Source organism: Paenibacillus sp. 01T442 (assembly GCF_056398345.1).
Genome location: NZ_JBFTPF010000002.1, coordinates 48349 through 72070 on the forward strand (window position 1 = coordinate 48349; position 23722 = coordinate 72070).

At 46.8% G+C, this 23722-nt stretch carries 21 protein-coding genes; 4 read left to right on the forward strand and 17 right to left on the reverse strand.

Annotated features, from left to right (window positions below):
* The first annotated feature begins 80 nt into the window (after window positions 1–80).
* On the forward strand, window positions 81–692 hold the full coding sequence (locus tag AC1DLM_RS03080; protein ID WP_028555379.1) for a superoxide dismutase: 612 nt from the start codon (window positions 81–83) through the stop codon (window positions 690–692).
* A gap of 64 nt (window positions 693–756) precedes the next feature.
* On the opposite strand, the gene AC1DLM_RS03085 is transcribed toward AC1DLM_RS03080, so the two are convergent.
* A complete protein-coding gene (locus AC1DLM_RS03085; RefSeq protein WP_441990777.1) occupies window positions 757–1101 on the reverse strand; it encodes a DUF805 domain-containing protein in 345 nt (114 codons plus the stop codon).
* Window positions 1102–1251: 150 nt separating this feature from the next.
* Here AC1DLM_RS03085 and AC1DLM_RS03090 point away from each other — a divergent pair, with 150 nt between their 5' ends.
* On the forward strand, window positions 1252–1935 hold the full coding sequence (locus AC1DLM_RS03090; protein WP_441990778.1) for a Crp/Fnr family transcriptional regulator: 684 nt from the start codon (window positions 1252–1254) through the stop codon (window positions 1933–1935).
* Window positions 1936–1957: 22 nt separating this feature from the next.
* On the opposite strand, the gene mutY is transcribed toward AC1DLM_RS03090, so the two are convergent.
* A complete protein-coding gene (gene mutY, locus AC1DLM_RS03095) occupies window positions 1958–3082 on the reverse strand; it encodes an A/G-specific adenine glycosylase (protein ID WP_477569088.1) in 1125 nt (374 codons plus the stop codon).
* Between the two features lie 99 nt (window positions 3083–3181).
* On the opposite strand from mutY, the gene AC1DLM_RS03100 reads away from it, so the two are divergent.
* Window positions 3182–3778 carry a hypothetical protein gene (locus AC1DLM_RS03100; RefSeq protein WP_477569089.1) on the forward strand — a complete coding sequence of 199 codons (597 nt, stop codon included), beginning with the start codon at window positions 3182–3184 and terminating at the stop codon, window positions 3776–3778.
* A 255-nt stretch (window positions 3779–4033) separates the two neighbouring features.
* On the opposite strand, the gene acpS is transcribed toward AC1DLM_RS03100, so the two are convergent.
* Entirely contained in the window at window positions 4034–4420 is a 387-nt protein-coding gene (gene acpS, locus AC1DLM_RS03105; RefSeq protein WP_441990781.1) for a holo-ACP synthase, read from the reverse strand.
* A 198-nt stretch (window positions 4421–4618) separates the two neighbouring features.
* Here acpS and AC1DLM_RS03110 point away from each other — a divergent pair, with 198 nt between their 5' ends.
* Window positions 4619–5596, forward strand: a complete 978-nt coding sequence (locus tag AC1DLM_RS03110) for an aldo/keto reductase (protein WP_477569090.1) — start codon at window positions 4619–4621, stop codon at window positions 5594–5596.
* Between the two features lie 295 nt (window positions 5597–5891).
* Here AC1DLM_RS03110 and AC1DLM_RS03115 read toward each other — a convergent pair whose 3' ends face one another.
* The 14 genes from AC1DLM_RS03115 to AC1DLM_RS03180 form a co-directional block, all read right to left on the reverse strand.
* Window positions 5892–7454, reverse strand: a complete 1563-nt coding sequence (locus tag AC1DLM_RS03115) for a response regulator (RefSeq protein ID WP_477569091.1) — start codon at window positions 7452–7454, stop codon at window positions 5892–5894.
* Window positions 7432–9345 carry a sensor histidine kinase gene (locus AC1DLM_RS03120; protein ID WP_477569092.1) on the reverse strand — a complete coding sequence of 638 codons (1914 nt, stop codon included), beginning with the start codon at window positions 9343–9345 and terminating at the stop codon, window positions 7432–7434. Before AC1DLM_RS03120 ends, AC1DLM_RS03115 begins: the two co-directional genes overlap by 23 nt.
* Before the next feature lie 129 nt (window positions 9346–9474).
* A complete protein-coding gene (locus AC1DLM_RS03125; RefSeq protein ID WP_477569093.1) occupies window positions 9475–11178 on the reverse strand; it encodes a type 2 periplasmic-binding domain-containing protein in 1704 nt (567 codons plus the stop codon).
* Between the two features lie 87 nt (window positions 11179–11265).
* Complete coding sequence (locus tag AC1DLM_RS03130; protein WP_477569094.1) at window positions 11266–12153, reverse strand: carbohydrate ABC transporter permease; 888 nt, start codon at window positions 12151–12153, stop codon at window positions 11266–11268.
* Window positions 12154–12189: 36 nt separating this feature from the next.
* Window positions 12190–13158, reverse strand: coding sequence for an ABC transporter permease (locus AC1DLM_RS03135; protein ID WP_441990787.1), 969 nt, complete (start codon window positions 13156–13158; stop codon window positions 12190–12192).
* Window positions 13159–13631: 473 nt separating this feature from the next.
* Window positions 13632–15086, reverse strand: a complete 1455-nt coding sequence (locus tag AC1DLM_RS03140) for a M56 family metallopeptidase (protein WP_477569209.1) — start codon at window positions 15084–15086, stop codon at window positions 13632–13634.
* A 76-nt stretch (window positions 15087–15162) separates the two neighbouring features.
* Entirely contained in the window at window positions 15163–15537 is a 375-nt protein-coding gene (blaI, locus tag AC1DLM_RS03145; protein WP_441990788.1) for a penicillinase repressor BlaI, read from the reverse strand.
* A gap of 407 nt (window positions 15538–15944) precedes the next feature.
* Window positions 15945–16754: an ammonia-dependent NAD(+) synthetase gene (gene nadE / locus AC1DLM_RS03150; RefSeq protein WP_056617478.1), complete on the reverse strand. Its 810-nt coding sequence runs from the start codon at window positions 16752–16754 to the stop codon at window positions 15945–15947.
* 417 nt (window positions 16755–17171) lie between these two features.
* Entirely contained in the window at window positions 17172–17609 is a 438-nt protein-coding gene (locus tag AC1DLM_RS03155; protein ID WP_477569095.1) for a BrxA/BrxB family bacilliredoxin, read from the reverse strand.
* Window positions 17610–17739: 130 nt separating this feature from the next.
* Entirely contained in the window at window positions 17740–18132 is a 393-nt protein-coding gene (locus AC1DLM_RS03160) for a DUF3905 domain-containing protein (RefSeq protein ID WP_477569096.1), read from the reverse strand.
* A complete protein-coding gene (locus AC1DLM_RS03165) occupies window positions 18129–19028 on the reverse strand; it encodes a hypothetical protein (protein ID WP_477569097.1) in 900 nt (299 codons plus the stop codon). Before AC1DLM_RS03165 ends, AC1DLM_RS03160 begins: the two co-directional genes overlap by 4 nt.
* Before the next feature lie 156 nt (window positions 19029–19184).
* The gene (locus AC1DLM_RS03170) at window positions 19185–20165 is read right to left on the reverse strand and encodes a substrate-binding domain-containing protein (protein WP_477569098.1); all 981 of its coding nucleotides are present in this window, start codon (window positions 20163–20165) and stop codon (window positions 19185–19187) included.
* A 15-nt stretch (window positions 20166–20180) separates the two neighbouring features.
* Complete coding sequence (locus AC1DLM_RS03175) at window positions 20181–21974, reverse strand: cache domain-containing sensor histidine kinase (protein WP_477569099.1); 1794 nt, start codon at window positions 21972–21974, stop codon at window positions 20181–20183.
* Window positions 21971–23587 carry a response regulator gene (locus AC1DLM_RS03180; RefSeq protein WP_477569100.1) on the reverse strand — a complete coding sequence of 539 codons (1617 nt, stop codon included), beginning with the start codon at window positions 23585–23587 and terminating at the stop codon, window positions 21971–21973. Before AC1DLM_RS03180 ends, AC1DLM_RS03175 begins: the two co-directional genes overlap by 4 nt.
* Window positions 23588–23722 lie beyond the last annotated feature (135 nt).

Sequence of the window (23722 nt, forward strand, 5' to 3'; positions counted from 1 at the left end):
TAAACACAAATGTTGCTTTATTAGCTGCGTTCCTTCATAATGAAATTGAAACTACATAATTTTTAGGAGGTATTTATTCAATGGCACATCAACTACCAGCTCTTCCGTACGCAAACGAAGCTCTTGAGCCGCACATCGACGCAAAAACTATGGAGATTCATCACGATCGTCACCATAACGCTTATGTAACTAACTTGAACGCAGCTTTGGACAAGCATCCAGCTCTTCATGACAAATCCCTTAACGACTTGATTGCTGATCTTAACAGCCTTCCTGAAGATATCCGCACAGCAGTTCGTAACAATGGTGGCGGACACGCTAACCACTCCCTATTCTGGGAAACAATCGGACCAGAAGCTGGCGGCGCACCTACAGGCGCACTAGCAGCTGCAATTGACAGCGAGCTTGGCGGCTTTGATAAATTCAAAGCAGATTTCGCTGCTGCAGCAACTACACGTTTTGGCTCTGGCTGGGCTTTCCTAGCTGTTGACAAAGCTGGTAAATTGAAAGTGTACAGCTTGCCGAACCAAGACAGCCCGATCATGGAAGGCGAAACGCCAGTTCTTGGTCTTGATGTTTGGGAGCATGCTTACTACCTGAACTACCAAAACAAACGCCCTGACTACATCGCAGCTTTCTGGAACGTTGTTAACTGGAACGAAGTTGGCAAACGTTACGACGCAGCGAAGTAATTAGAAAAGCGACCCTGAGGGGTCGCTTTTTTTCGAACATGATTAAAGTTCCACTAAGATTCCGTTATCCCTTCGGATTGGGACCATATTGATTATCATTGACGTCACTATCTTGGCAGAAAAACACGAGCAGAATAATGAAACCAATCAAGGGAATGATGCCGAGCAATATCCACCATCCACTTTTACCCGTGTCATGCAATCTACGAAAGGCTACAGCTAGAGAAGGTAAAAGGATAAATAGCGAATATAGGCCTGACAGGACTTGATCCAACCCGATAATAGCCTCCACAATACCTAACACGATCGAAATAATAATATTGAACAATACGAACATCCAATATTCCTTCCGTCTTGCCCTGCCTGAGAATCCCACATAATTCGATAACACCTTGACATACCATTCCATTAAGCATCAACTCCTTTCTTCTTCCCATTGATATTCCAGGAAGAGGAGTCTCATGCCATCCAGTGACAATTAGCAATTTTCCTTTACGTGTATGGAGCCTCGTTGTACGATGAAGGAACTACCATAATGAGGAAACGAGGTGGCAATTCCTTGAAATCCATTGTTCCATTGCTTCAGAACATCCCCCTCTTTCAAGAGCTTAAGGAAGAAGATCTAGTCGGGATTGCACCACTTTTTACAGATAAGAAAGTAAAGAAGGGAACCATCCTTTTTAAAGAAGGCGAAGTTGGCGAGGAAATGTACTTAATCCATTCAGGTGTTGTGAAAATATATCGTTTAGACGAGTCGAAAGAAGTCACACTAGCTTTATTCCGGGACGGAGATTTCTTCGGAGAAATGTCACTGCTCAGTAATGGCATGACCCGCTCAGCAACAGCAGAGACCATGGCAGCCAGCACCATGTATGTGCTTAGTCGAACCGCTTTCACTTCGTTCATGGAAAAGAGCCCTAGGCTATGCCTAAAGCTCCTGGAAACGACAATGCAACGATTACGACATGCCAATGATCAAATCTATGATTTGACGTTCCTTGGCGTGCGTTCACGTATTATTAAGACGATCCTTCGACTGTCTGAGCAGCACGGTATCGCTACGCCAGACGGTCTACTTATTGATGTAAAGCTGACTCATCAGCAGCTTGCCAACTTAGTTGGTACGGTGCGGGAATCCGTCACCAAGGTCTTGCAGGAATTGCTTGATGATGAGCTGATTCTCATTGATAAGAAACTCATCACTTTAATAAATATCGAAGGGATTCAGGCCGAAATTCGTTAAGATTGCAGTCTGCTGCATGAGGCTAGTCTTCGTTGCGGTCCTGCCATTCTTTGATGATTCGGACAAACACATTGGGGAACGCATAATTCTGGAGATCTTCCAGCCCTACCCAACGGTAATGGAATGGGATCCATTCCTCCCCCGTACTTGGACGATTCGCGTCACCAAGCTTAGCGCGGTATACCTTCATTTTCCACACAATATGGCTAAAAATATGTTCCGTATCCATGAACCACTCATCGGGCTGAATACCGATTTGCTCTTGCTCGGCAAGTGCCTTGCGAAGCTCGGACATATTAGCCTCATCGGATTGCCATCCGGACGAAGGCCATTCCACATGCGGGAGCTCCCACATGCGGGCTAGCAAGCCCTCTTGCGGGCGTTGTCTGATCAACCATTTGCCTGCGTTCTCACCCGTGCCTTCGATGAAAGCCACTGCCCGCAGCTCTGGACGGGGCGGTTTGGCTTTCTTTTTGATGGGCAGGGCTTCTTCCATGCCCGCTTCACGCGCTGAACAGTGTGCCATGACAGGGCACGTCAAGCAGTGTGGTGACCTCGGCGTACATACCATGGCCCCCAGCTCCATCAGGGCTTGGTTGAAGTCGCTGGCGGTCCCTTCCAGTATGAGCTCGCGCGCGAGCTTCTCCATAATCGTCCGCGTAGACGGCTTCATAATATCTTCTTCGATGAGAAAATAGCGCGAAAGCACGCGCATCACATTGCCATCGACAGCCGGCTCCGGCTTGTTATAGGCGATGCTCAGAATCGCCCCTGAAGTATAAGGACCGACGCCTTTGAGGGCGGAGATGTCGGCTTTATTTTGCGGGACAATGCCTTCGTAACGTTCGTGCACTTCTCTGACTGCTGATTGAAGGTTTCTAGCTCGCGAGTAGTAGCCGAGTCCTTCCCACGCTTTCAGTACATTTTCTTCCGGAGCCGTCGCTAACGCCTCAACAGTTGGAAATTGATCCACAAATCGATGGAAATACGGTATAACCGTATCCACGCGCGTTTGCTGCAGCATCACTTCGGAAATCCATATATAATAAGGGTTTTTGCTTCTACGCCAAGGTAAATCACGTTTATGTGTCTGGTACCAATCCAAGAGGTTCTTGGAAAAATACATCTTTTGTTCTTCGCTGTACATGTGCTCTCCTTCTCTATGGGGCATGTTCAAGTTATAATGGATGAATAGATATGGTACCATTATACGAGAAGTACGGAACATAAAACTAGAGGTGAATGTATGCAAACGTCGAAGCAAGCTGATATGACACAAACGAGGCAACAACATTTAGAAAATAAAAGAAAAGATTGGCTGCGTGATGCACAGGGCTTAATCACCCTGCTGTTCATATGGGGCGCGGAATGGGTGTTTAGTGCTGCGGTTGATTTCGCCCTATACTGGCGCGACCTTGACTGGCTGAAGCAAGCGGCTTTCGTTACGGCCGTGGTGGCCAGCTTGATCCAGATTTGGGGAATGCGGAAACTGTTCAACACAGGGGATACGCCTACAACGAATGATGCTGTGAAGAGCTGGGGGCATCCGGTCTTTCTAGTGCTGCCAGGAGCTCTGCTTGTTGCTGCCGTTGCTTTTATGGAGGCGATCGGTGCGGTGAACCCGTTTTTCGCTCCTATCCTACGCTCATTCCTACTCGCAATTGGATTCGTGCAGGTTGGGCTGCTGCTTGGCAGACCCCTGATTTATTTGGGCGTGTGGCTATTCGCGCTAGCCGCTGTAATGAGCGTGTGGTATTTGGGGTATTCCGGTGTCATTCTTGAGGGAATGGGCGGCATCAGCCTGCTTGTGAGCGGGTATATGCTGCGGGTTTGGGCGAGATAGGGAGCTAGCTATAACACCAACCCAAACTAACTGGAAAACCTCCAGCTAATTTGAGAGAAATTCATGCTTTCCTACGTTTAGGTGGATTTTCTGCATCTATTTTCGCCGAATTTGGCTACTTTAGCTAAGTTGGCTGAAATTAACGGCAGAAAATCCATCTATTTGCTTTATTAGCCGAAATTCCATGGATTTAGATGTAGAAAATCCAGCTATTTGGCATTTGGCTGCAAATTACTCCATATGTGGAAGTCGTTATTACAATTTCTCAACAATCGCATAAGCTGCAGCCATAGAACCTGTATGCGTAATGCTGATATGGATGCGGTGACTGCCTTGAAGCCCTGCACGCAGCATGGCTTCTTCTTTCACGGTGCAGACTGGTTTGCCAAGTAGGTCCGGCAGCACTTCTACATCCTGAAAACCAATCTGTTTGCCAATGCCGCAGCCGATGGCTTTCACGATCGCTTCCTTCGCAGCGAATCGCCCAGACACAAACTCCGCGAGCCGTCCACGGCGCTGCTGTGCCAACTCCCGCTCTGCCGGTGTCAAAACTCGCTCCAGAAACCGATCGCCTGAAGAGCCCTCTAGCATTTTGCTTATCCGCTCAATTTCAACTAAATCCGTTCCGACCCCAATGATCATCGCTCAACTGGCCTCTTTTCTACTATCGATACGCTTTGCGTACAATTTAACCGATTCCTCCACGAAGGTCAAGTGAATCGACACCACAAGCTCCATAGCTTACGTCGAGGTAAGTAAGTAACACTATTTTCAGCTCTTATGCTGTTCGGCATCAGGAGTTATACTAGGCATAGAAATTATAGCTGGGAGGCCATCATAGTGAAAATCATGCCACTGGAAAGACGCGGGATTTCGAATAGCCGAATCGTATTCGGATGTATGGGACTAGGCGGAGATTGGGCCGGCAATCCGTTAACGAAGGAAGATTACATCACCGCTGAAAAAGCTGTAGAAGCCGCATTATCCATCGGAATTACGATGTTCGATCATGCTGACATTTATAAAAGAGGGAATTCCGAGACCGTTTTCGGGCAGGTTCTCAAAAATAGACGGGATTTGCGCGACCAAATCATTTTGCAATCGAAATGCGGGATTCGTTTCCAAGATGATCAGAACCCACAGCGTTTTGATTTTAGCAAAAATCACATCCTAAGCTCCGTCGATGGTATTCTTGGTCGGCTAGGCGTTGAGCACATCGATATCTTGCTGCTGCACCGTCCAGATCCGCTCATGGAGCCTGAAGAAATCGCGGAAGCTTTCAATACACTGCGCTCTGCGGGTAAGGTTCGCCATTTCGGCGTGTCCAACATGACGTCAGCACAAATGCGCTTCATCCAAAACTCACTGCCTGAACCACTTGTCGTAAACCAGTTGGAGCTAAGTTTGGCACGCTTGGATTGGATCGAGCAAGGCATTCTGGTGAATCAGAAGGTAGGATCCAGCGTTAATTTCGCCGATGGCATCCTTGAATATTGCCAAATGAACGACGTGCAAATTCAGGCATGGGGCCCGCTCGCCAAAGGGAAGTTCTCCGGCAGCGATATCTCTGATGCGCCTGACACGGTCAAGAAAACGGCCGCGCTTGTTCAGAAGCTTGCCGCTGAGAAAGAAACAACGCCCGAAGCCATCGTGCTCGGCTGGCTCATGAAGCATCCGGCCCGCATTCAGCCGGTCATCGGCACCTCCTCCGCCAAGCGTATCGTCGCTTGCGAAGACGCGGTTCGCATCGCGGACAGCATGACGCGCGAAGAGTGGTACACGCTGCTCGAGAGTTCCCGCGGCTTGCGCATGCCGTAGCCCAAATGGCTACTGACAATGAGAGAGGGAACGAGAGGACACTATTTACGAGGAAATGAGCCTTAATGGACGTCGAAGGGAACAAGAGTGCCTTATTTTACCGAAAATCGGCAAATATGATGAAAATCGAACAAAATAGAGCATCAACGTTCCTCTGGGAGTAAATTTCGAACGATTTTGGCGAAATAGAGCATCTTCGATCCCTTCACCACTCCCACTAACCCAAATATGGGGTGAGGGGTAATAAGGTCGTCCTGCAGTAGATAAATCTACTTCAAGACGGCCTCTCTTACGTTTAGCTGATCACTTCTCGCAGATCCCGATATTCCTGGGGACTAACCCCCTCCATCTCTTTGAACACGCGGCTGAAATGTTTCACATTCTCGAAGCCAGCCCGCTCGCTGATCTCATAGACTTTGAGATCTGTCGTTGCGAGCAGCTCGCGTGCACGCTCAATGCGCAGCTTTTTCAGATAATGAACGAAGCTTTCTCCGGTGTACTCTTTGAAGGCCTGACTGAAATAGGAATAATTGAAGGAAACATGATTCGAAACCATCGCCATATTCAAATCTTTATCAAAGTTCTCCTGTATGTATTGTGTGGCTTTCTTCATTTCTCTGTGATCAATATGAAATGTCTTCATCGTGCGCACATACGCATTGAGTCGGTCCAACAGACCCTCGACACTATGAAAATAATCAGAGAAATAATAGAAATTCGAGATATCCCCGACCTTCTTGAACAGCCGCAGGATCTCGACAGACTCTCCGCCATACACATGAAATACTTTATCAAACACAAGCTCGTTCATGGCTTTGCTCACAGCCTCCACATACGCGATATCGAAGCGAGCTACGGTTTTCATGTCCAGTATTTCCAATAGCAGCGCGGACATTTCCTTATTGCGGTCCGTCCCGAGCATATTGGCGATTCTTTGAATCGTAGCTATAGGCAAAGTGAAATCTTTATTTTTAGCACAAATACTTTCATAGCTCACACTGCCAGGCCCTGACTGCAAAAACGTATACTTAAGCGCCTCTTGAGCTTCCATATACGCAGACTGCAACTGCTCCGCTCCACGCGTGTAGTCACTTAACCCCATGCTGTACATGAAGTAACCCGCCCCAGCGATCCGCTCCGTCAAATACGGAAATAAATCAGCCTGCTCTGCGATTAACACTACCTGGTTTTCTTTATCTTGGATGATCGCGTGCCGATGACGGCTTTGCTCAGGAACATGGGCCAGCTCATCTTGGATACGAGCTAAAAATTCGGAAGGCTTCATCCCCGTTATCGTTCCCCGGTAGTGAAGCACGCCGATTTGAAATCCTGCCTCCACCCAAGCCATGTCGATCTGCCCCAGCTTGCTCCGCATGGTTTCCCCGTCCATATGAGAATGCCTGAGCAAATAACTCAACTGACTCTCCTTGAAAGCTTCCTTCTGCTGTAAGGAACTGCTCAATTGCTCGGATATCTGCTCTTTCAGCTTCAGATCATTCTCCAAACGTACTAGCGTACTGGACAGCTCATCCCGAATAATAGGCTTCAAGAGATATTCCTTCACCTCACAGCGGATCGCTTCCTTCGCATAGGGGAAATCATCGTGTCCGCTTAGAATGATAACCGCAGGCTTCAGAGCCATCTCCTGAATACGATTAATTAGCGTAATCCCATCCATCACAGGCATACGAATATCCGTAATGACAATATCTATAGTGGTGCGCTGCAACAGTTGCAGCGCTTCTTCGCCGTCCCCAGCAAACTCAAACGTATACGTTTCCGGAAATTCACGGGCAATCATGGCTTTCAAGCCGAGTCGGATATTTTTCTCATCGTCAACGATAAGTATGTTTCTCATCCGTAGACATTCCTCCAGATAATATCAAATAAGGCAGCTTCATGAATACTTTGGTATACGTCCCCTCCGCACTCTCTACCCAAATCCCATACTCATTGCCATAGTACATTTTGATTCGCTGCGTCACATTGCGCATACCGATGCCGTTGCCTTCCTGCTCACGCTCAGGTCTATTCCCATATTTGTTATGAAAATAAGCGTCCTCCATATGCATCTTCTCGTGAAGCTCCTCCAGCTGATGCGCTGACATGCCTGCGCCATTATCCCCAACCTCGATGAGCATGCCATCCTCACACTGGCTCGCACGAATCCAGATCGTGACTCCCTCACGTCTAGCCCGATCGATATTCATGCCGTGCTTTACCGCATTCTCCACAAGGGGCTGAAGCGACATCTTCAACACTTCTTGATCGAGATAGCTGCTAGGGATATCCAATTTCAGCTCTAATTTATCATCATAGCGAATGTTCATGATCGCAATATAGTTCTGAATATGCTGGATTTCATTCCGCAACTGGACCTGATCGTTGGACCACTTCAGACTGTAGCGCATCATGGCGCCAAGTGACGTCAACGCATTAGAAATCGTATACTGTGCTTCGACTTCGGCCATCATTTTTAAATTTTCCAACGTATTGTAGAGGAAATGCGCGTCGATCTGATTCTTTAGTGAATTCAGCTCCGCCTCTTTCGTCGCCGCTTGCTTGTTCACAGCCTCCACGATGAGCTCATTCATTTTCTTCATCATTTGCCGGAAATGATGGGCAAKCTCGCCCACTTCCCCGCCAGCATCCATATCAATTTGCACATTGAGATCGCCTCTGCGCACCTTTTTCATCGAATCTCGCAGGATATGCAATTTATTCAAGATTAGCCCTTGTAGAAAATAAGTGATCGCCGACAATAAGGCAATTAACACAACAGCAACAGCGATAAATATATTGCGGGTATGATGGATTTGCGTAACGGGTTCTTTTAAAGACACGACATTCAGCAAATGAGCATCCAGATTATCGATAGCCGTCGCCAAGATCAGGTACGGCGTATCCCCGATAGTTACCGTGAAATTAGACCCCTCCAGATGAGAGTTGGCATTCCACGCTTGACGCAGCTGCTCAATGTTCATGCCTTTGAAGAAAGCATTGCCTTCCCCCGTAAACATCCCACCATACCGATCAATAACGAGCATGTGCGACTGGCCATCTTGAATGGGACTGAACAACTTCTGGAAAAACTTTTCCATTAGCATATCGACCTCAAGAATGGCAACGCGCGAGTCCTTCGGATAGTAAATTTCCTTCAACAAGGATACATACGTCCAGCTAGCTTCATTATCCGTGTTGTACCGATTCATAATATCCTTCTCATTCTGCAAAATCTCCCAGCGAGCCTCGCCCTTCCGTTCGAGCACATCCTTATACCAGGATCGATCTGCAATTCGGCTCTCTTTTAGAAAAATGGGCCAAATCTCCTCCGTATTCGGATTATCCGTAAACAAGCGAACATTCGCGATATTCGGGTTATTAAACAGAAGGCGCTGCAAATTTGAAAACGTATTCATATTAAAATCTACAAGCTCTGAGACTTCAAGTTCATGCGCATTATGTAAATATTGAATAACCTCTCTGTCCGTAATCGAAAACTGAGCAGCACGCCCCATCGCTTCAATATTGTTCAGGATATTCGCTTTCTCGCTCTCTAACGCGTATTGATTATTGTTCACGGTGTCTTGAATCGTATTTTGGTAAAATTCATTAAATAAATACCAAGAAATCAATATAATGGGAATCAAAATGATGATGATATAGGCACCGATTAGTTTCGTTTGAATCGAAATCCGGTTCGTTATCTGCGTAACCCGCATTCTCCCTTTGCCCCGCATGAATCCCATGGTCTCATATCCCGTCTTTCTATTCGGTAGTTCTCTTATTTTAATATAAATCTTGCACCATGCGGGAACTATTTGCAGCGAAAAACCCGAAAACCCGATAGATTCGGGCTCTCAGGTTATCATATCGAATTACTTCGCGGATGCGGCAATTTTCTTCGTGTTCGATTCAAATTCTTTCTGTTGGTAGGCCTGCACTTTATCCAATCCAGCTGCTTTCCGATCCTTTTGGTATTTATCAAATAACTGATCGAATTCAGCATCCGTCTTAGCTAGTAGCAGTTTCGGAAGCGTTTTGCCCCACGCCTGGGCGATTTTCGTGTTGGCGATCCCCTCTTCGGATGTCCCTGTTGGCACAATGTTATCGTACTGCGAGAAGCTCTTCGACTTGCCTTTGGTCCACTCTTCAGGTTGTTTAATTGGTTCCACGCTAGGCGGCGCCCACTGCAAGTTCATGTTCGTATCCATCAACATCCAGAAGGTGTAGGACGAGCCGTATTTTTTATCAAAAGCAGCCCGGTCTTTATTCAAAAGATCTAGCACTTCTGGCTTAAATTGATCTTTACCATTGATGGTGTCATAGCTGACGCCTTTTTCACCCAGATACAGATCCTTATTGCCTTCCTCACTAATGAGGTAGCTCAGGAATTTAATTGCTCTTGCTTTATCTTTCACGTCTTTGGAAATTAAAGTAACTGTCCAACCGGAGATACCGGGTCCTGCTAGGGTTGGTGCGCTTTTGGCAGCATTCGCTGGGCCGTCTACGGCAATGTACACTTTGTTCGGATCTTTTTGGAACAGGGAGATATTTTGATTCGCTAAGTCAGAACGTTGATACAACATGGCAAAATAACGGCCTTGCGCAATCTTTTCTTCCATTTGAGGACGCTTATCGATAAAAATATCTTTGGCCAACAAGCCCATTTCATTGGCTTTACGGAACGTTTTGAGCCAGCTTACAAACTCTGGATCTGTGGAACGATCGTAGAGCTTATTATCTTTTTCATACGGAATTGCTAAGAAATTCTGCAGCATGGAACCATTTTGACCAGCATCAAGCAGTGAACTATTGCCTAAGTCTCCGAACTCATGCAAACCTAGCGGAATTAGCGGCTGACCGTTCACGTCAGGGAACTTCTCTTTTGCCGCCTTAAGCGCGTTCAAGAACCCTTCTTGTGTTCTCATATCCGGCTTACCGATCGCCTCGTACATATCTTTACGAACTAGAAACGTTTGATTGGACACGAAGTTTTGCCCGTATTTCTTGTAGTCCTCGGAGGAGGAGGAAGCGTTCGGATAACCGTAGAAATTGCCGTCCTTCTGTGTGTACCACGATGTCTTGGCCGGATCAGCTACCTTAATGAAATACGGATCATACTGTTTGGCAAGCTCATTCAGCGGAAGGACCATATTGCCTTCGATCATTTTCTTCACTGCATCTTCGTACCAACCCAATGTGATAAAATCAGGCAGCTTCCCGGAGGCAATCATCGTATTCAACTTCTCGTTCTCATTGCCCGCAGGGACGATAAAGTTGATATTCACACCGGTTTTCTTGGTTATGTACTGCGAAGTAGCATCAACGCCCCATTTATTAGGGAACCAAGAGAAGTTAAGGTACCAATCGAACGTAATCGGCTTCGTATCGGATTTCCAACCTGGATCATTCGCATTCGCTACAGGCGCAGCTGATTGTGGTGCGGCGGTTTCTGCTGCCTTGGTAGCCTCAGGACTCGCGGAACTGGTGTTGGTCTCTTTATTTGTGGTACAGGCAGTTATTGAAAAAGCTGTAAATAAAGCAAGCAAGGTCGTTAGCGTTTTGCGTGGTTTCCTCATTGGCGTTTCCCCTTTTCGGATTCATTATGTGTAATCTCTGTTCGATTAACAGAGCTGGCCACCAGTGTCACATGAAGATTAACATGACTAACCCTTAATAGAGCCGATCATAAAACCTTTTACAAAATACTTCTGTAAGAATGGATAGACCAGCACAATGGGMAATGTGGTCACAACCATCGTTGCGAGCTTAATCGACTGAGACGATACCGTCTTCGCCACACTTCCCGTCGTTGCAGCCATCATTTGATTGGAGCTGGACTGCGCGACAACCCGATAGAGATACGTCTGAATCGGTTGAAGATCGCTTTTATTTATGTAGATCATCCCAGTAAAGTAATCGTTCCATTGGTAGACCCCATGAAAGAGGGCAATCGTAGCGACTACAGGCATAGAGACCGGCAGGATAATTTGATAAAAGATTTTGAAATCGTTCGCGCCATCAATTTTGGCGGCTTCCTCTAGCGCATCCGGAATTTCTCGGAAGAAGGATAAGAAGATAATAAGATCGAAAAAGCTGAACATCGCCGGAATGATATACACCAGAAAGCTATCGAGCATCCCTAAATCTCGGATTAGCAAGTAATACGGAATTAAGCCTCCGCTGAAAAATAKGGTTATCGTACCGATCAGCATATAGACGTTGCGGCCGATTAACTCTTTGCGAGAAAATGCGTACGCGACCATCGCTGTAAAAAGCACGTGAACCACGGTGCCTATCAGTGTCTTCGCTACGGTTACTCCCATCGCCAGCATGATGCCATTATTCGCAAAAACAGCTTTATAGCTGTCGATGCTGAACACCCGTGGCCACCAATAGATGCCCCCTCGCATGGCGTCATTCCCTTCATTGAAGGAATTGACGAGCACATACCAGATCGGGTAGATGGTTACAAAGCAAATGACTAGCATAAAGATAAAATTGAAATAATCGAATGCAGCCTCTTTGTGGGTTCTGCGATTCAGGGAAAGCATCGTTGGCTCACCTCCTTGCGTAGAAGCGTTATGTTTTTAAAATAAGGATGTATTATTAAGACGTTTGGTAATGAAATTCGCCGAAAGCAGCAAAATGAGCGAGATGAGCGACTTGATTAAACCGACTGCTGTTGCATAGGAAAAGCGGCTTTGACGCAGACCTACCTCATACACATATACATCAATCACGTTGCTGGCGCTTGCGTTTAGTTGGTTTTTGAGAACGAGAATTTGATCGAAGTTGGAGTTGAGAATACCGCTCACAGACAGAATAAACAGAATCGTGATTGTTCCTTTAATCGAGGGAAGGGTTACATAGAACATTTTCTGAAAGCGTCCTGCCCCATCGATCGTTGCCGCCTCATACATCTCAGGGGATACGCCGGACATTGCAGCAAGGTAGATAATCGCCGACCAGCCAAGCTCCTTCCAGATATCGGAGGTGACGATAATACCCCAAAAATACGAAGGCTCTGCCAAATAGCTGATGGGCTCTTGGATGATATGGAGTGCCAGGAGGAGCTTATTTATAAGTCCAACGTCTGCTAACCATGTGGCTAGGATGCCCCCGAGAATAACCCAAGATAAGAAGTGCGGTAAATAGGATATGGTTTGAACCAGCTTCTTGAATCGTATGGAACGAAGTTCATTCAGGAACAACGCGAACACAATGGGAAGCGGAAAGCCAATGACGAGCTTGAGTACACTCATCCCGACGGTATTTTTAATGACACTGGCCAAATTATCATCATCCAGAAAAGCCTTGAAGTGCTCAAGCCCCGCCCAGGGTGCTGCTGATATAGGTTTCACAATATTGAAATCCTTGAAGGCAATGATGATCCCGTACATGGGGACATAGTGAAAAATGATCATCCACGCGACGCCCAGCAGCGCCATGACCTGCAAATATCGCTGTGCATATGCGATGCGGAGCAGCCTTGAGGCAGATTTGCGGAATGGGACTGACTTGTGATTCGGAGTGGCGATGTCCGTCTCCGTCTTCATTTCTGGCTGCACCTCCTGTGTCTTCTTCATGTAAGCACTTTCATATTACTCATTATAGGTCTTCTATTCCTTCGATGTAAGGCTTCAAATTTCAGCTATGGTTACTATTTTTTGGATAAGTGGTGGTAGGCTACTCCTAATCTTCCTTCTACTCCTCCTTCTACTTCTTAACCTCCCTCAACTCCAAAAACCGCCTCAACTATCCAGCCTATTCTACGCCGCACTAAACAAATTAATGGATTTCATGTAGCTAATTTTGCTGATTATCCCCATTTGGGAGCATTAGATGGATTTCCTACAGTTAATTTCAACCAAAGTCCACCAAACGCCCAATCTCCCTGATATTAGCTGTATTTTTTACATTTATTCGCTAAATCTTAGATAATACGGCACTATTAGCTGTATTTTTTACATTTATTTGATAATAAAAAAGACCCAAGGCATCTTTGGCCTCAGGTCTTCTTCGATTAGGTTTACTTACTTGCTGGTACAACTGACGGCGCTGACGGTAACTCCCTCACTGCTGGGACTGCTGTTGGGGCTGCTCTTGGCTTCATCACTTCTTGAGATGCCGCTGGTGCTGATTCGGGCTCCCTCACTGTTGGGGCTGCTGATGGCACTGCTCCTGGCTTTCTTACTTCTGGTACAGCTACTGGTGCAGTTGCTGATTCGGGCTTTCTTACCTCTTGAGCTGGTGCAGCTACTGGTGCTGGTCCTGATCTTGACCCTTCCGTTACCTGGGCTGGTGCAGGTGCTGGACTTGACTCCACTTTCGGAGCAGTTGGAATATTTGGAGTAGTTGGTGTCACTACGTCGGTAGTCTTGGTTTCACCTGCGGTATCAACTGAGGTATTCTTATCCGTCCCGGTTGTTAGCGCAGTTGTATCTGTTGTCTTCTGATCAACAATCGGCGGATTCGATTCCGTTGCTGATTTCTTATCTGCACTCGCATTCGTCAACGAGCAACCACTAATGATGAGAATGGCAGCCAAACCAAGGAACGACCACCGGTAGGAATTAAATTGAAACTGTTTAATCATCATAATTCTCCTCTTTAACTGTGACTTGTTTCCGGATAAATAAACATTGCCTGGCACGCTTACGGGACGCACATAGCTTTCCAACAATTGAATGAGTGTATATCCGTATTCATCTCTTCGTGCTGGCTCTATATAAGAAAGGGCTAAAGCATCGCTTGCAATCTCCTGGTCTTCACGCATCCGTTGATGCGCATACCAAAGGACAGGGTTGAACCAATGAATAATCAACAGAAATTGCATCAGCCAATTAACGCCAATATCATTTCGTTTGCAATGTGCCAGTTCATGTAGAAAAACATGCCGTAATTGCTCCTGGTTTAAACTGTTAATAACCRACTGCGGTATGACTAAACAAGGATTTCTGAAGCCAAATAACGTCGGCATCGACAATTTGTCAGATACCACTAATGTGACAGGTTTATGTATCGACATGAGCTGTCGGCTCTGAGCGAATAACTGTAATATGCCGATGTCTGTGATCGGTCTCGTTTCTTTCGTTATTTTCAGCGCAAATTTACGGTTGATCACGAAGGTATATATCGCAAATAGCACGATTCCAAGCACCCATACATACATCGCATACTTATACAAAATATTGTGTAACGAATCACCTATTGCCAATTCCTCATGTGTCCCTATCTCATCTGCTGGATAGATTTCGTGAATAGTATCAGGGTAGGATAACCAATTATAAATGCTTAAATTGCTCTCCAAGTGCCAAGGCAGGAGCAGTCTTACGAGCACCAACAACCACATGAGATAGTGCCATCTAGGTTTTATCCGTTTTTGCAGGATGCGCTGAATCAGCATGATGAACACAACTGTAATGGTTGCCATGATCGATACCGATAGGATCCAATCAAAAAATCCTGTAAGAAGTTCACTCATTGGGTTCACCTTCACCCCTCCCTTCTTTCCTAGAAGTGGAACCTTGCTGGAGCACTGCCCAATCTCTGGTTCCTTGTCATTTGTTTTTACCGTCTAGCATATCTCTTAACTCTTTGATATCTTCCTCCGATAACTGCTCCTCTTTCAAAAAATTAACAAGCATCGGCTTAAAAGCCCCGCCGTACATTCTTTTCAGAAAAGATTGCGTCTCCGACTTCACACATTCGCCCTCAGAGACCAAAGGGAAATAAGCATACACCCTGTTCTCTTGCGTAAACGAGATCGCCTGCTTCTGTGCTAGTCTGTTCAATAGGGTTCGAATCGTCTTGGGCTTCCACTCTGTCCGCTCCTGCATAGCATCAATAACTTCATTGGCTGTGCGTGGTGATTCGTTCCAGAGTACCTTCATAACTTCCCATTCGGCATCTGTAATATGAGGGACTGTCTTCATATCGTTTCCTCCTTTCAGTTGGATTACAACTGTAATACAACTTGAATATTACAGTTGTAATCCACCGTTGTCAAGCTGCGTAGTTCGAGAATGAGAAAAACGCTCCGTCCTTCAAGGACGGAGCGTTTATGGATAAATACAAGAAAAGGGACTGTACTTGAGAAGTACGCCCCTTTTTGTATACGGCAGCCTCGTTGGCGCTCGTCTCTCTTGCAGGGATGCAGGCAGCCGTGGACCAAACACTAGAGTAACTGTATTTTATGGAAAGCCGAAATCTGATAAAGTGAAGCGTGATTATACATGAAATAAGGGGAAAGCTTCGCTTCCCCCCAACCCTAAACATACATATTTTTATATGTAAAAAAGACTATCCATTTTCAACATGGATAGTCTTTGTACCCTAACATCTAAATGCCTGGAATCGGAACACGCTTGTGTTCGGTTTTCACATATTGCTTCTCCAGCTTTTCTTGAATCGCTGGATCAATTTGCTTGCCTTCGAGATAGTCGCTGTTATCACCGTAGGTGATGCCTAGCTCGTCCTCGTCGGTTTGGCCGTCCCAAAGGCCCGCTGTAGGAGCTTTGTCTAGCACGCTTTGCGGTACGCCGATCTTCGCAGCGAGCGAGCGCACTTGGCGCTTGTTCAGCGTGCTCAGCGGTGTAATGTCGACCGCACCGTCGCCGTACTTCGTATAGAAGCCGGTGACCGCTTCGGAGGCATGATCCGTGCCCACGACGATCAAGCCCAGCTCAAAAGCCAAGGCATACTGCATCACCATGCGCGTCCGCGCCTTGATGTTGCCTTTGCCGCCGCGGCTCACATGCTGGTGAACGCCGATATGCTTGAGTCCGTATTCGACTTCGATGGCAATCTCGTCGACGGACTCTTCGATGTTATTTTCGATTTGGTATTTCAAATCGAAGGCTTTCGCCACCGCGTAGCTATCTTCGATATCGACTTGTTGGCCATAAGGCTGGAACACGCCGACGGTTTTGTATTCTTTGCCTTTTTCTGCTGTAAGCTCGTCCGTTGCTTGCTTACACAGTCCTGCTGCTACCGCGCTGTCGATACCGCCGCTGATCGCGATCAGCAGGCCGTTCGCGTGTGCGCCGAGCACGTAATTTTTTAGGAAATCCACGCGTTTGCGAATCTCTTCATCAATATCAATTTCAGGTTTAACACCGAGCTTTGCGATAATTTCAGCTTGTAAACTCATGCAACTCTCCACCTTTTATCTAAATTTTGGAATGATGCCTTCTTTGAAGTCTAGTATAGACTTTCGGCTCTTAAATTTCAAAGTGTAATCGAAAGAACAGGAGATTAACTGGATTTCCTACATCTAATTTCACGCCAATCGCGCATTTTCAGCGAATAAATGGATTCTCTACAGCTAATTTCAATCATTTTAGTTGAAAAAATCAATTTGAACGAAATTACCTGTATGTTTTCCATTTAGATTCCATTTGCAGATGAAAATGCAAAAATTAGCTGTACTTTTTACAGTTATTCCTCCAGAAACAGTAAGGCAGTTCAGAGATAGCTAGTTTAAAAGCGGATACACGGAGGGATCCGGAATGACAAATAAAAAAACCCCACCTGCTCATTGGCAGGTAGGGCCTATACGCCTACAATATTATTTGCAATATTGTTCAAAAGCACCAATCAAATCGCCAGCGATCATATCTGCGGAACGATCTTCGATTTGGTGACGTTGAATGAAGTGAGCTAGCTCACCATTCTTGAATAATGCGATGGATGGCGATGATGGCGGGTATGGCGCCAAGAATTCACGCGCTTTGGCCGTAGCATCCTTCTCTTGACCCGCGAACACGGTGTACGTGTACGTTGGTACAGTTTCGTTTTGAAGAGCTTTTGCAACACCTGGACGACATTGACCAGCTGCACAGCCACAAACGGAGTTCACGACAAGCAGCATCGTGCCATCMTTGGATTTCTCAATTGCTTCTTCAACTTGCTCAGGAGTAAGAAGCTCCGTAATACCCAGACGAGTCAAATCTTCTCTCATCGGTTTAACCATATCTTTCATGTATGAATCAAAAGACATTGCCATATGTGCCACCCCTTAGGATTTAATAGTTACTCTTAAAACGTAATGACTACAACTTATATTATACATCCGTTAGCGGTGAAAGCAAAGTCCAATGTCCCAGCTTCGTGACATAGAAATAAAGCGAAAGCTGTTAGGCTTCCGCTTCATCATTCTTTTTACTGGTCGTAGCTTGGGCCGTCACAGAGGCCACATTCTTATCCGGATGGGTAAAAATCCCACTTTGCGGCTTGATGCCCTCTTCAAACAGCTCTCGATTCTCTGCGCTTTGGAATCCAACATCCTTGAAGGGATGCACCCACTGGTCGCCTGCCATGACTTCGGGGTTCGTATCCGATGTCCATTGCTCCAGAGGGGAGTTGTCGGATTCATAATCATGATCGCCGATGGTCACGCCATACTCGTTCACGAATGGCGCACGGGGGCCTCGCCCTTGCTCAAACTGCGGCAGAAAATCAATCTCAAAAGGATCTAGCTCACTCTGGTCCTTCGAAGTGGCGGCTGGTTTCTTCTGATCTTGACTCATGTGGATGGGCGGTTGGGGCCGTCCAATTTTTTATCATAGCCCTCTTTACTTGCAGGTTTTTTATCGCGTTCTTGGTTTTGCTGTTCTTGCTGGATTTGCGTTTTGGAATCATTCTGACTCATATCCATCAGCTCCCTTCTGCCCGTAGTATGTGACAAAATAGGGAGATTCATTCCAATAATCAGCATGAGTAAATTCAACAACTGCACAGGGGTGAGATACACCGCGGTTGGCTCCGCCAATGCGAAATAGCTCGCGATCATCCCCGCTGCACCACCATAGAACAAGGTGATCTTCAGCAGCTTGCCTGTTCCTAGAACCGTTGTCGAACGAGCTGTCCACAGTTGCTGCCACACCAGTAACGGCACTAATAAGATCGCCAGGTACGCATGATGGGGATGAAATCTCGACACCGTACCTTCCACACCAATCCCCCAGGGCAACAGAGTTGGAAGTCCGAAAGAAGGCATCAAAGCCGCATAAAGGAACATGGCTGACGCCGCACCGATCGCGAGCATATCCAGTAAAACTCGCCAAACAATGCCATGTTTACGCACCTGATATGTTAGGTAGATATACGCTAATACTATGCCTACTACGATCTCCATTTTAGAGCCTGCTGTCATAAGCAGCTTCATTGGGCTCTCCCATAGCAGGGATGGCTGCGTCAACAGACTACCCAAGCGCCATGTAAAAAACACGATCAAGACACTATTCAAAATCAGATCATCCAACCCTTTTGCGACTGCCCGATCCGTATCAGGCACTTCCAACTCTACCCGATTCCATTGCCGCACTACACGTCGCATCAGCCAAAACCCTAGCACACAAGCCAACAACAACGCAACTAACTGCCCCTGCAATTGCAGCGGTCCGATTTGTACCACTTCAGGCATAGGTGACCTCCATTTTCCCTTTCCATGTATCATTAATGCGCTTAACTTTCGACAAAACGCTTACTATTTCCTGGGAAATTTTGCAGAAGAGCGTGAACGTTTGTCTAAATCCCACGAAATTACTGATGCGCGTTCCCAGGGTTCTTTCTTCCTATCCTATTTCCCGACAAAAGGAAACAACAACTTCTGATTCTCATTCGTATACATGTTTTCCTTGGTGATAACCTCAGAGCCCGTATCCACCACCCGTTTAACCGTTTCCCCACGATGAGCCAGGAGTGCGGTTTTGACAGCGAGGTATCCCATGTTAAAAGGCTTCTGCACGACCGTCCCTTGCAAAATCCCTGCTTCAAGGAACGATATTTCATTCATGGAGCTGTCAAAGCCGACAAGTTTAATATTGCGGTCGGGATCCAATTCCTTCAACGCACGCGCCGCGCCCATGGTAGATGGCTCATTCAAGCCAAATATGCCTCTGATATCTAAATGCTCGTTTAGCAGCTCCTTTGTCAGCTCATACGCCTTGTCCTCCGAGCCATTGCTATACAACGTATCCAGCAACTTAATGGACGTATCGCTTTTCAACCCATCTCGCACGCCATTCTCCCGATCCATCTGGGTGTTGGAGGTTTTTACAAAGCTAACAATGGCATAGGTTGCTGGCCCCTGCACATAGCCCTTCATCGTTTCCACAGCTTTGCGTCCTGCCGCGTAATTATCCGTTGCAATAAAGCTCTCCGACACGCCGCCCGCAAGACCCGAATCGACCGTGATCAGCGTAATTCCTGCATCTATCGCACTCTGCGCAACAGGAACTAACCGATTGTAATCCGTCGCCGCCAGGATGATCGCCTTCGGCTTCTCCGCTATCGCTTGTTCTACAAGCTTAATCTGTTCCTCGATTTGTGATTCCGATGCGGTTCCCATGATCTTAATCTCTGCATTATACTCTTTCGCGGCTGCGAATACGCCTTGATTCAATACCTGCCAGAATTCCACATGGGGATCAATCGTCTTGGGGATCACAATAATGGCATTATTCTTGGCACCGAAATCGTTAGCGTAGATCAGATATCCCGCGATCAGAATAACAGCAGAAGCAAGCGTAATCAGAACAGCACTCACTCTAATTTTCAAAAGAACACCTCACTTCTAACCTTCACTTTGACCCAGAATCGGCGGCATTTCAGGAAACGTAATCGTGACTGTCGTCCCCTCTTCGAGTTCGCTTTCGAATTGCAATCCGTACAGCTCGCCAAAGTATAGTTGAATCCGGTGATTCACATTAAGCAAACCGAATCCTTTGCCTGATTGCGATTGATGTGTCGTCTTCAGTCTTAATGAGTTCAACTGATCCTCGCTCATTCCTACGCCGTTATCCATGACCTTCAACTCGATGACACCGTCCCGCTTCCGCCCGGTAATCCGAATATGCCCGCTTTCTGCCAAATGCTTCATGCCATGATAGATCGCATTTTCCACGAGCGGCTGCAGCACGATTTTCAAACTACGATCCTCCAATAGATCCGCTTCCACCTCGATGTCGTACGTAAATTTATTGCGGTAACGGATATTTTGTATCGTTAAATAGTTCTCAATATGAGCCAATTCCACACGGATAGGAACGAGTTCCTCCCCTTTGCTAATGCTCGAACGCAGCAGCTTGGACAAGGCCGAAGTCATCGTCACAACATCATCGACTTTCCCCATCTCGGCCATCCAAATAATCGAATCGAGTGTATTATATAGAAAATGAGGCTGAATCTGCGCCTGCAGGGCCTTCAGCTCGCTAATCCGTTTGACCTCCTGATCCAGTACCGTCTGGCTCATCAGCTCTTTGATTTTGCTAATCATCAGATTAAACGTCCGCGACAGCTTGCTAATCTCATTCGCGCCTTCCACATCGACACGGATATCGAAGTTCCCCTTCTCCACCTGCTTCATGTGCACTTCGAGCTGTTTAATCGGTTTGGTCAACGTGATAGACAGCCAAATCGAGATTGCCAGCGCAATAATAAGCGCAATCCCTCCCCACATCGCGGATGTCAGCTGCATCTCTTTTTTGTTCCCGCTGAGATCACCGGCATAGGTTACGCCAATCATTTTCCAACCAAAGCTCGCTGTACGCACGGTATAGATCTTATTTTCATCCGTCGCCGCCGTCTCGAACGTACTATCCTTGGCCTGCATCAATGCACGAATATCCTCGGACTTCAAGCCCGAATACAGCAGCTGCTGCTGAGGATGATAAATGAGATCGCCGCTCTGATCGAGAATGAATACGTACCCCCGCTGACCCAACTGAATTTGATTGCACAAATCATTAATGAGGTTAAAGTTCAGGTCAACGAGCAGCACCCCGCTTGCGCCGCCTGGCCCCGGACTTGGCATCTGCTTCGAGATCGAAACGACCCATTTATATTCATTTTGATACACATGCTGCACATGCGACGAGGAAATGACGATATCTCCCTTGCTCCTGCTCGCTTTGGTGTACCATTCCTGTGAAATCAACTCGGCATAAGACTTAAATTCGGGTGACACCCGATCCGATACAACAGCACCATTCGAACCGATGAACACAATGGAAGCGATATCATTTCGTGATGCCACGATTGTGCTGAAATAGCTGCTGATCTGGCGTTTCAACTGCTGCGCTTCCGTATCCTCCGGATTTTTCAAAGAGAGATATTGCTTCAGATCCGTGTTGCTCAAAGAAAGAGTCGAAATGCTCTCCATATTGCCAATGTAGGTTTGAATGTTCTTATTCACTTGCTCGATCAATTGGTTTGTATACGTCAGCGAGGCATCGGTTACAGCGACGGTCGAGAGCCGATAGGCGCTATAGCTAAGAATGACGGTTGTACATAAAATTAAACAGGAGAAAGCCAACGCGAACTTCGTATGAATGCTTTTGAATTGAAAAGAACGAAGCAGACTTCTCATAAGCTCAGCCCAGCCTTGTTGGCGGCTCTGAACTCCTTCGGGGTCATACCCGTATGTCTTTTGAAAATAACACTAAAATATTGCGGATCGCCATAACCTACCTTCGCTGCAAGCTCATAGGTTTTGAGTTGCGTGGTTGCTAGCATTTCTTTGGCTTTATCCAGCCGGTATCGGGTCACATACTCAATGAAAGTCTCCCCCGTATACGGCTTAAATAAGGCGCTGAAGTAGCTCATGCTCATATAGATATGATTGCACACCTGCTGCAGCGAAAGCTGCTCATCAGCATAATGCTCATGGATATAGGCCACAGCCGACTCCAACTGTGCCCCCGACACATGGGTACGCTTCTCTGCAAGCCGATCTACGAAGGTTAAACAAATGGCCTCCAGCCATAGTCGCACATCATCCAATGTTTTGCGTGTATAGAGTTCCATGGACGAATGATCGCCTAGCACGACTCCTTCATCCAGCCCTGTTTCCACCCCAGCATTCATCAGGGCGACGAGCAATTTGTGCAGCTTGCCGTAGCAAGATTCCATCGGACACGCTGACTTCTTCAAATCGTCGATCCACTCGTGCAGGGTGTTCGTGATGGCCGTCTTTTCACCTGTTTTGATCGCTGCGATCAATCTCTTCTCTGTACGTAAATAGCTCGAGTTATCTTGACTGCTCCCGAACTCCATATCTCCAATGGCGATGATGCGATTATTCCCTAACATAAAGCGGTAATCCAAGGCAGCAAGCGACTCTTGAAAAGCCTTCGATAGCTCCAGCAATCCCTTGTACATGCGGCTAATGCCTACCGTGACAGTCATACCCAAATATTTCTCAATACTGGTTCTGGCTTGCTCCGCAAGCGTCTGACAGATGACTTCCACCTGATCCTCGTTGCCCGAAACGAGTCCGACAAGCTTATCATCACGGGTCCGAAAAACCGTACCGCCATGTTCCTTCTCTACAATTTCATGCAAAATATTATAAGCCGCAAATCGCAGCAGTTCCTCTTCCGCTACTTGGTCGCTGTACAGCGCCCTCCCAAAATCATCTATGTCGAGTGCTAGGACAGTATGTCCCGCCCCCTCTAAGTGCAGACCAAACATAGGCAGCTTMCGCTCGATCTCGTCTTTCCGCATGCCTGACGTGACCAACCGTTCCAGAAACCGCTCGCGCAGCAAAGGCATGCTCTCTTGGAATTGATCACGAAGGAACGTGATGTCCTCACGCTGTTTGCGCTCCTCATCCAGCTCTAGACATAGCTTCTGCAGAAATTCCGTGAATTCTGCGCTATTGATCGGCTTCAGCAAATAGTCTTTGACCTTCAGCTTAATGGCTTGCTTCGCATAGTCAAAATCCTCGTAACCGGTTACAATGACGACTTTAATAGTACGGTACTTGGCGACAATCCGCTCCGTGAGCTGAAGTCCGTCCATGAATGGCATATTAATGTCGGTAATAACAACATCTGGCTGCAGCCGCTCAACCGCCTCATAGGCGTCACGGCCGTTATCGTAATCGCCAACCAGCTGGAAGCCGCAGGCTTCCCAGTTCGTCTTCTTCTTGATGCCTTCTCTGACTTCATCCTCATCATCGATCATGATGATTGTGTACATGGTCCGTTCACCTCTGGCGAAATCGAATTAGGCTCTATGTGTATTGTACACGTCGCTCCCAAGAACTGGCAATGCATCCCCCGCCACATCGTCAATGCGTTGCCAATTTAAGAAAAACATCTACTGCTTCTGCGT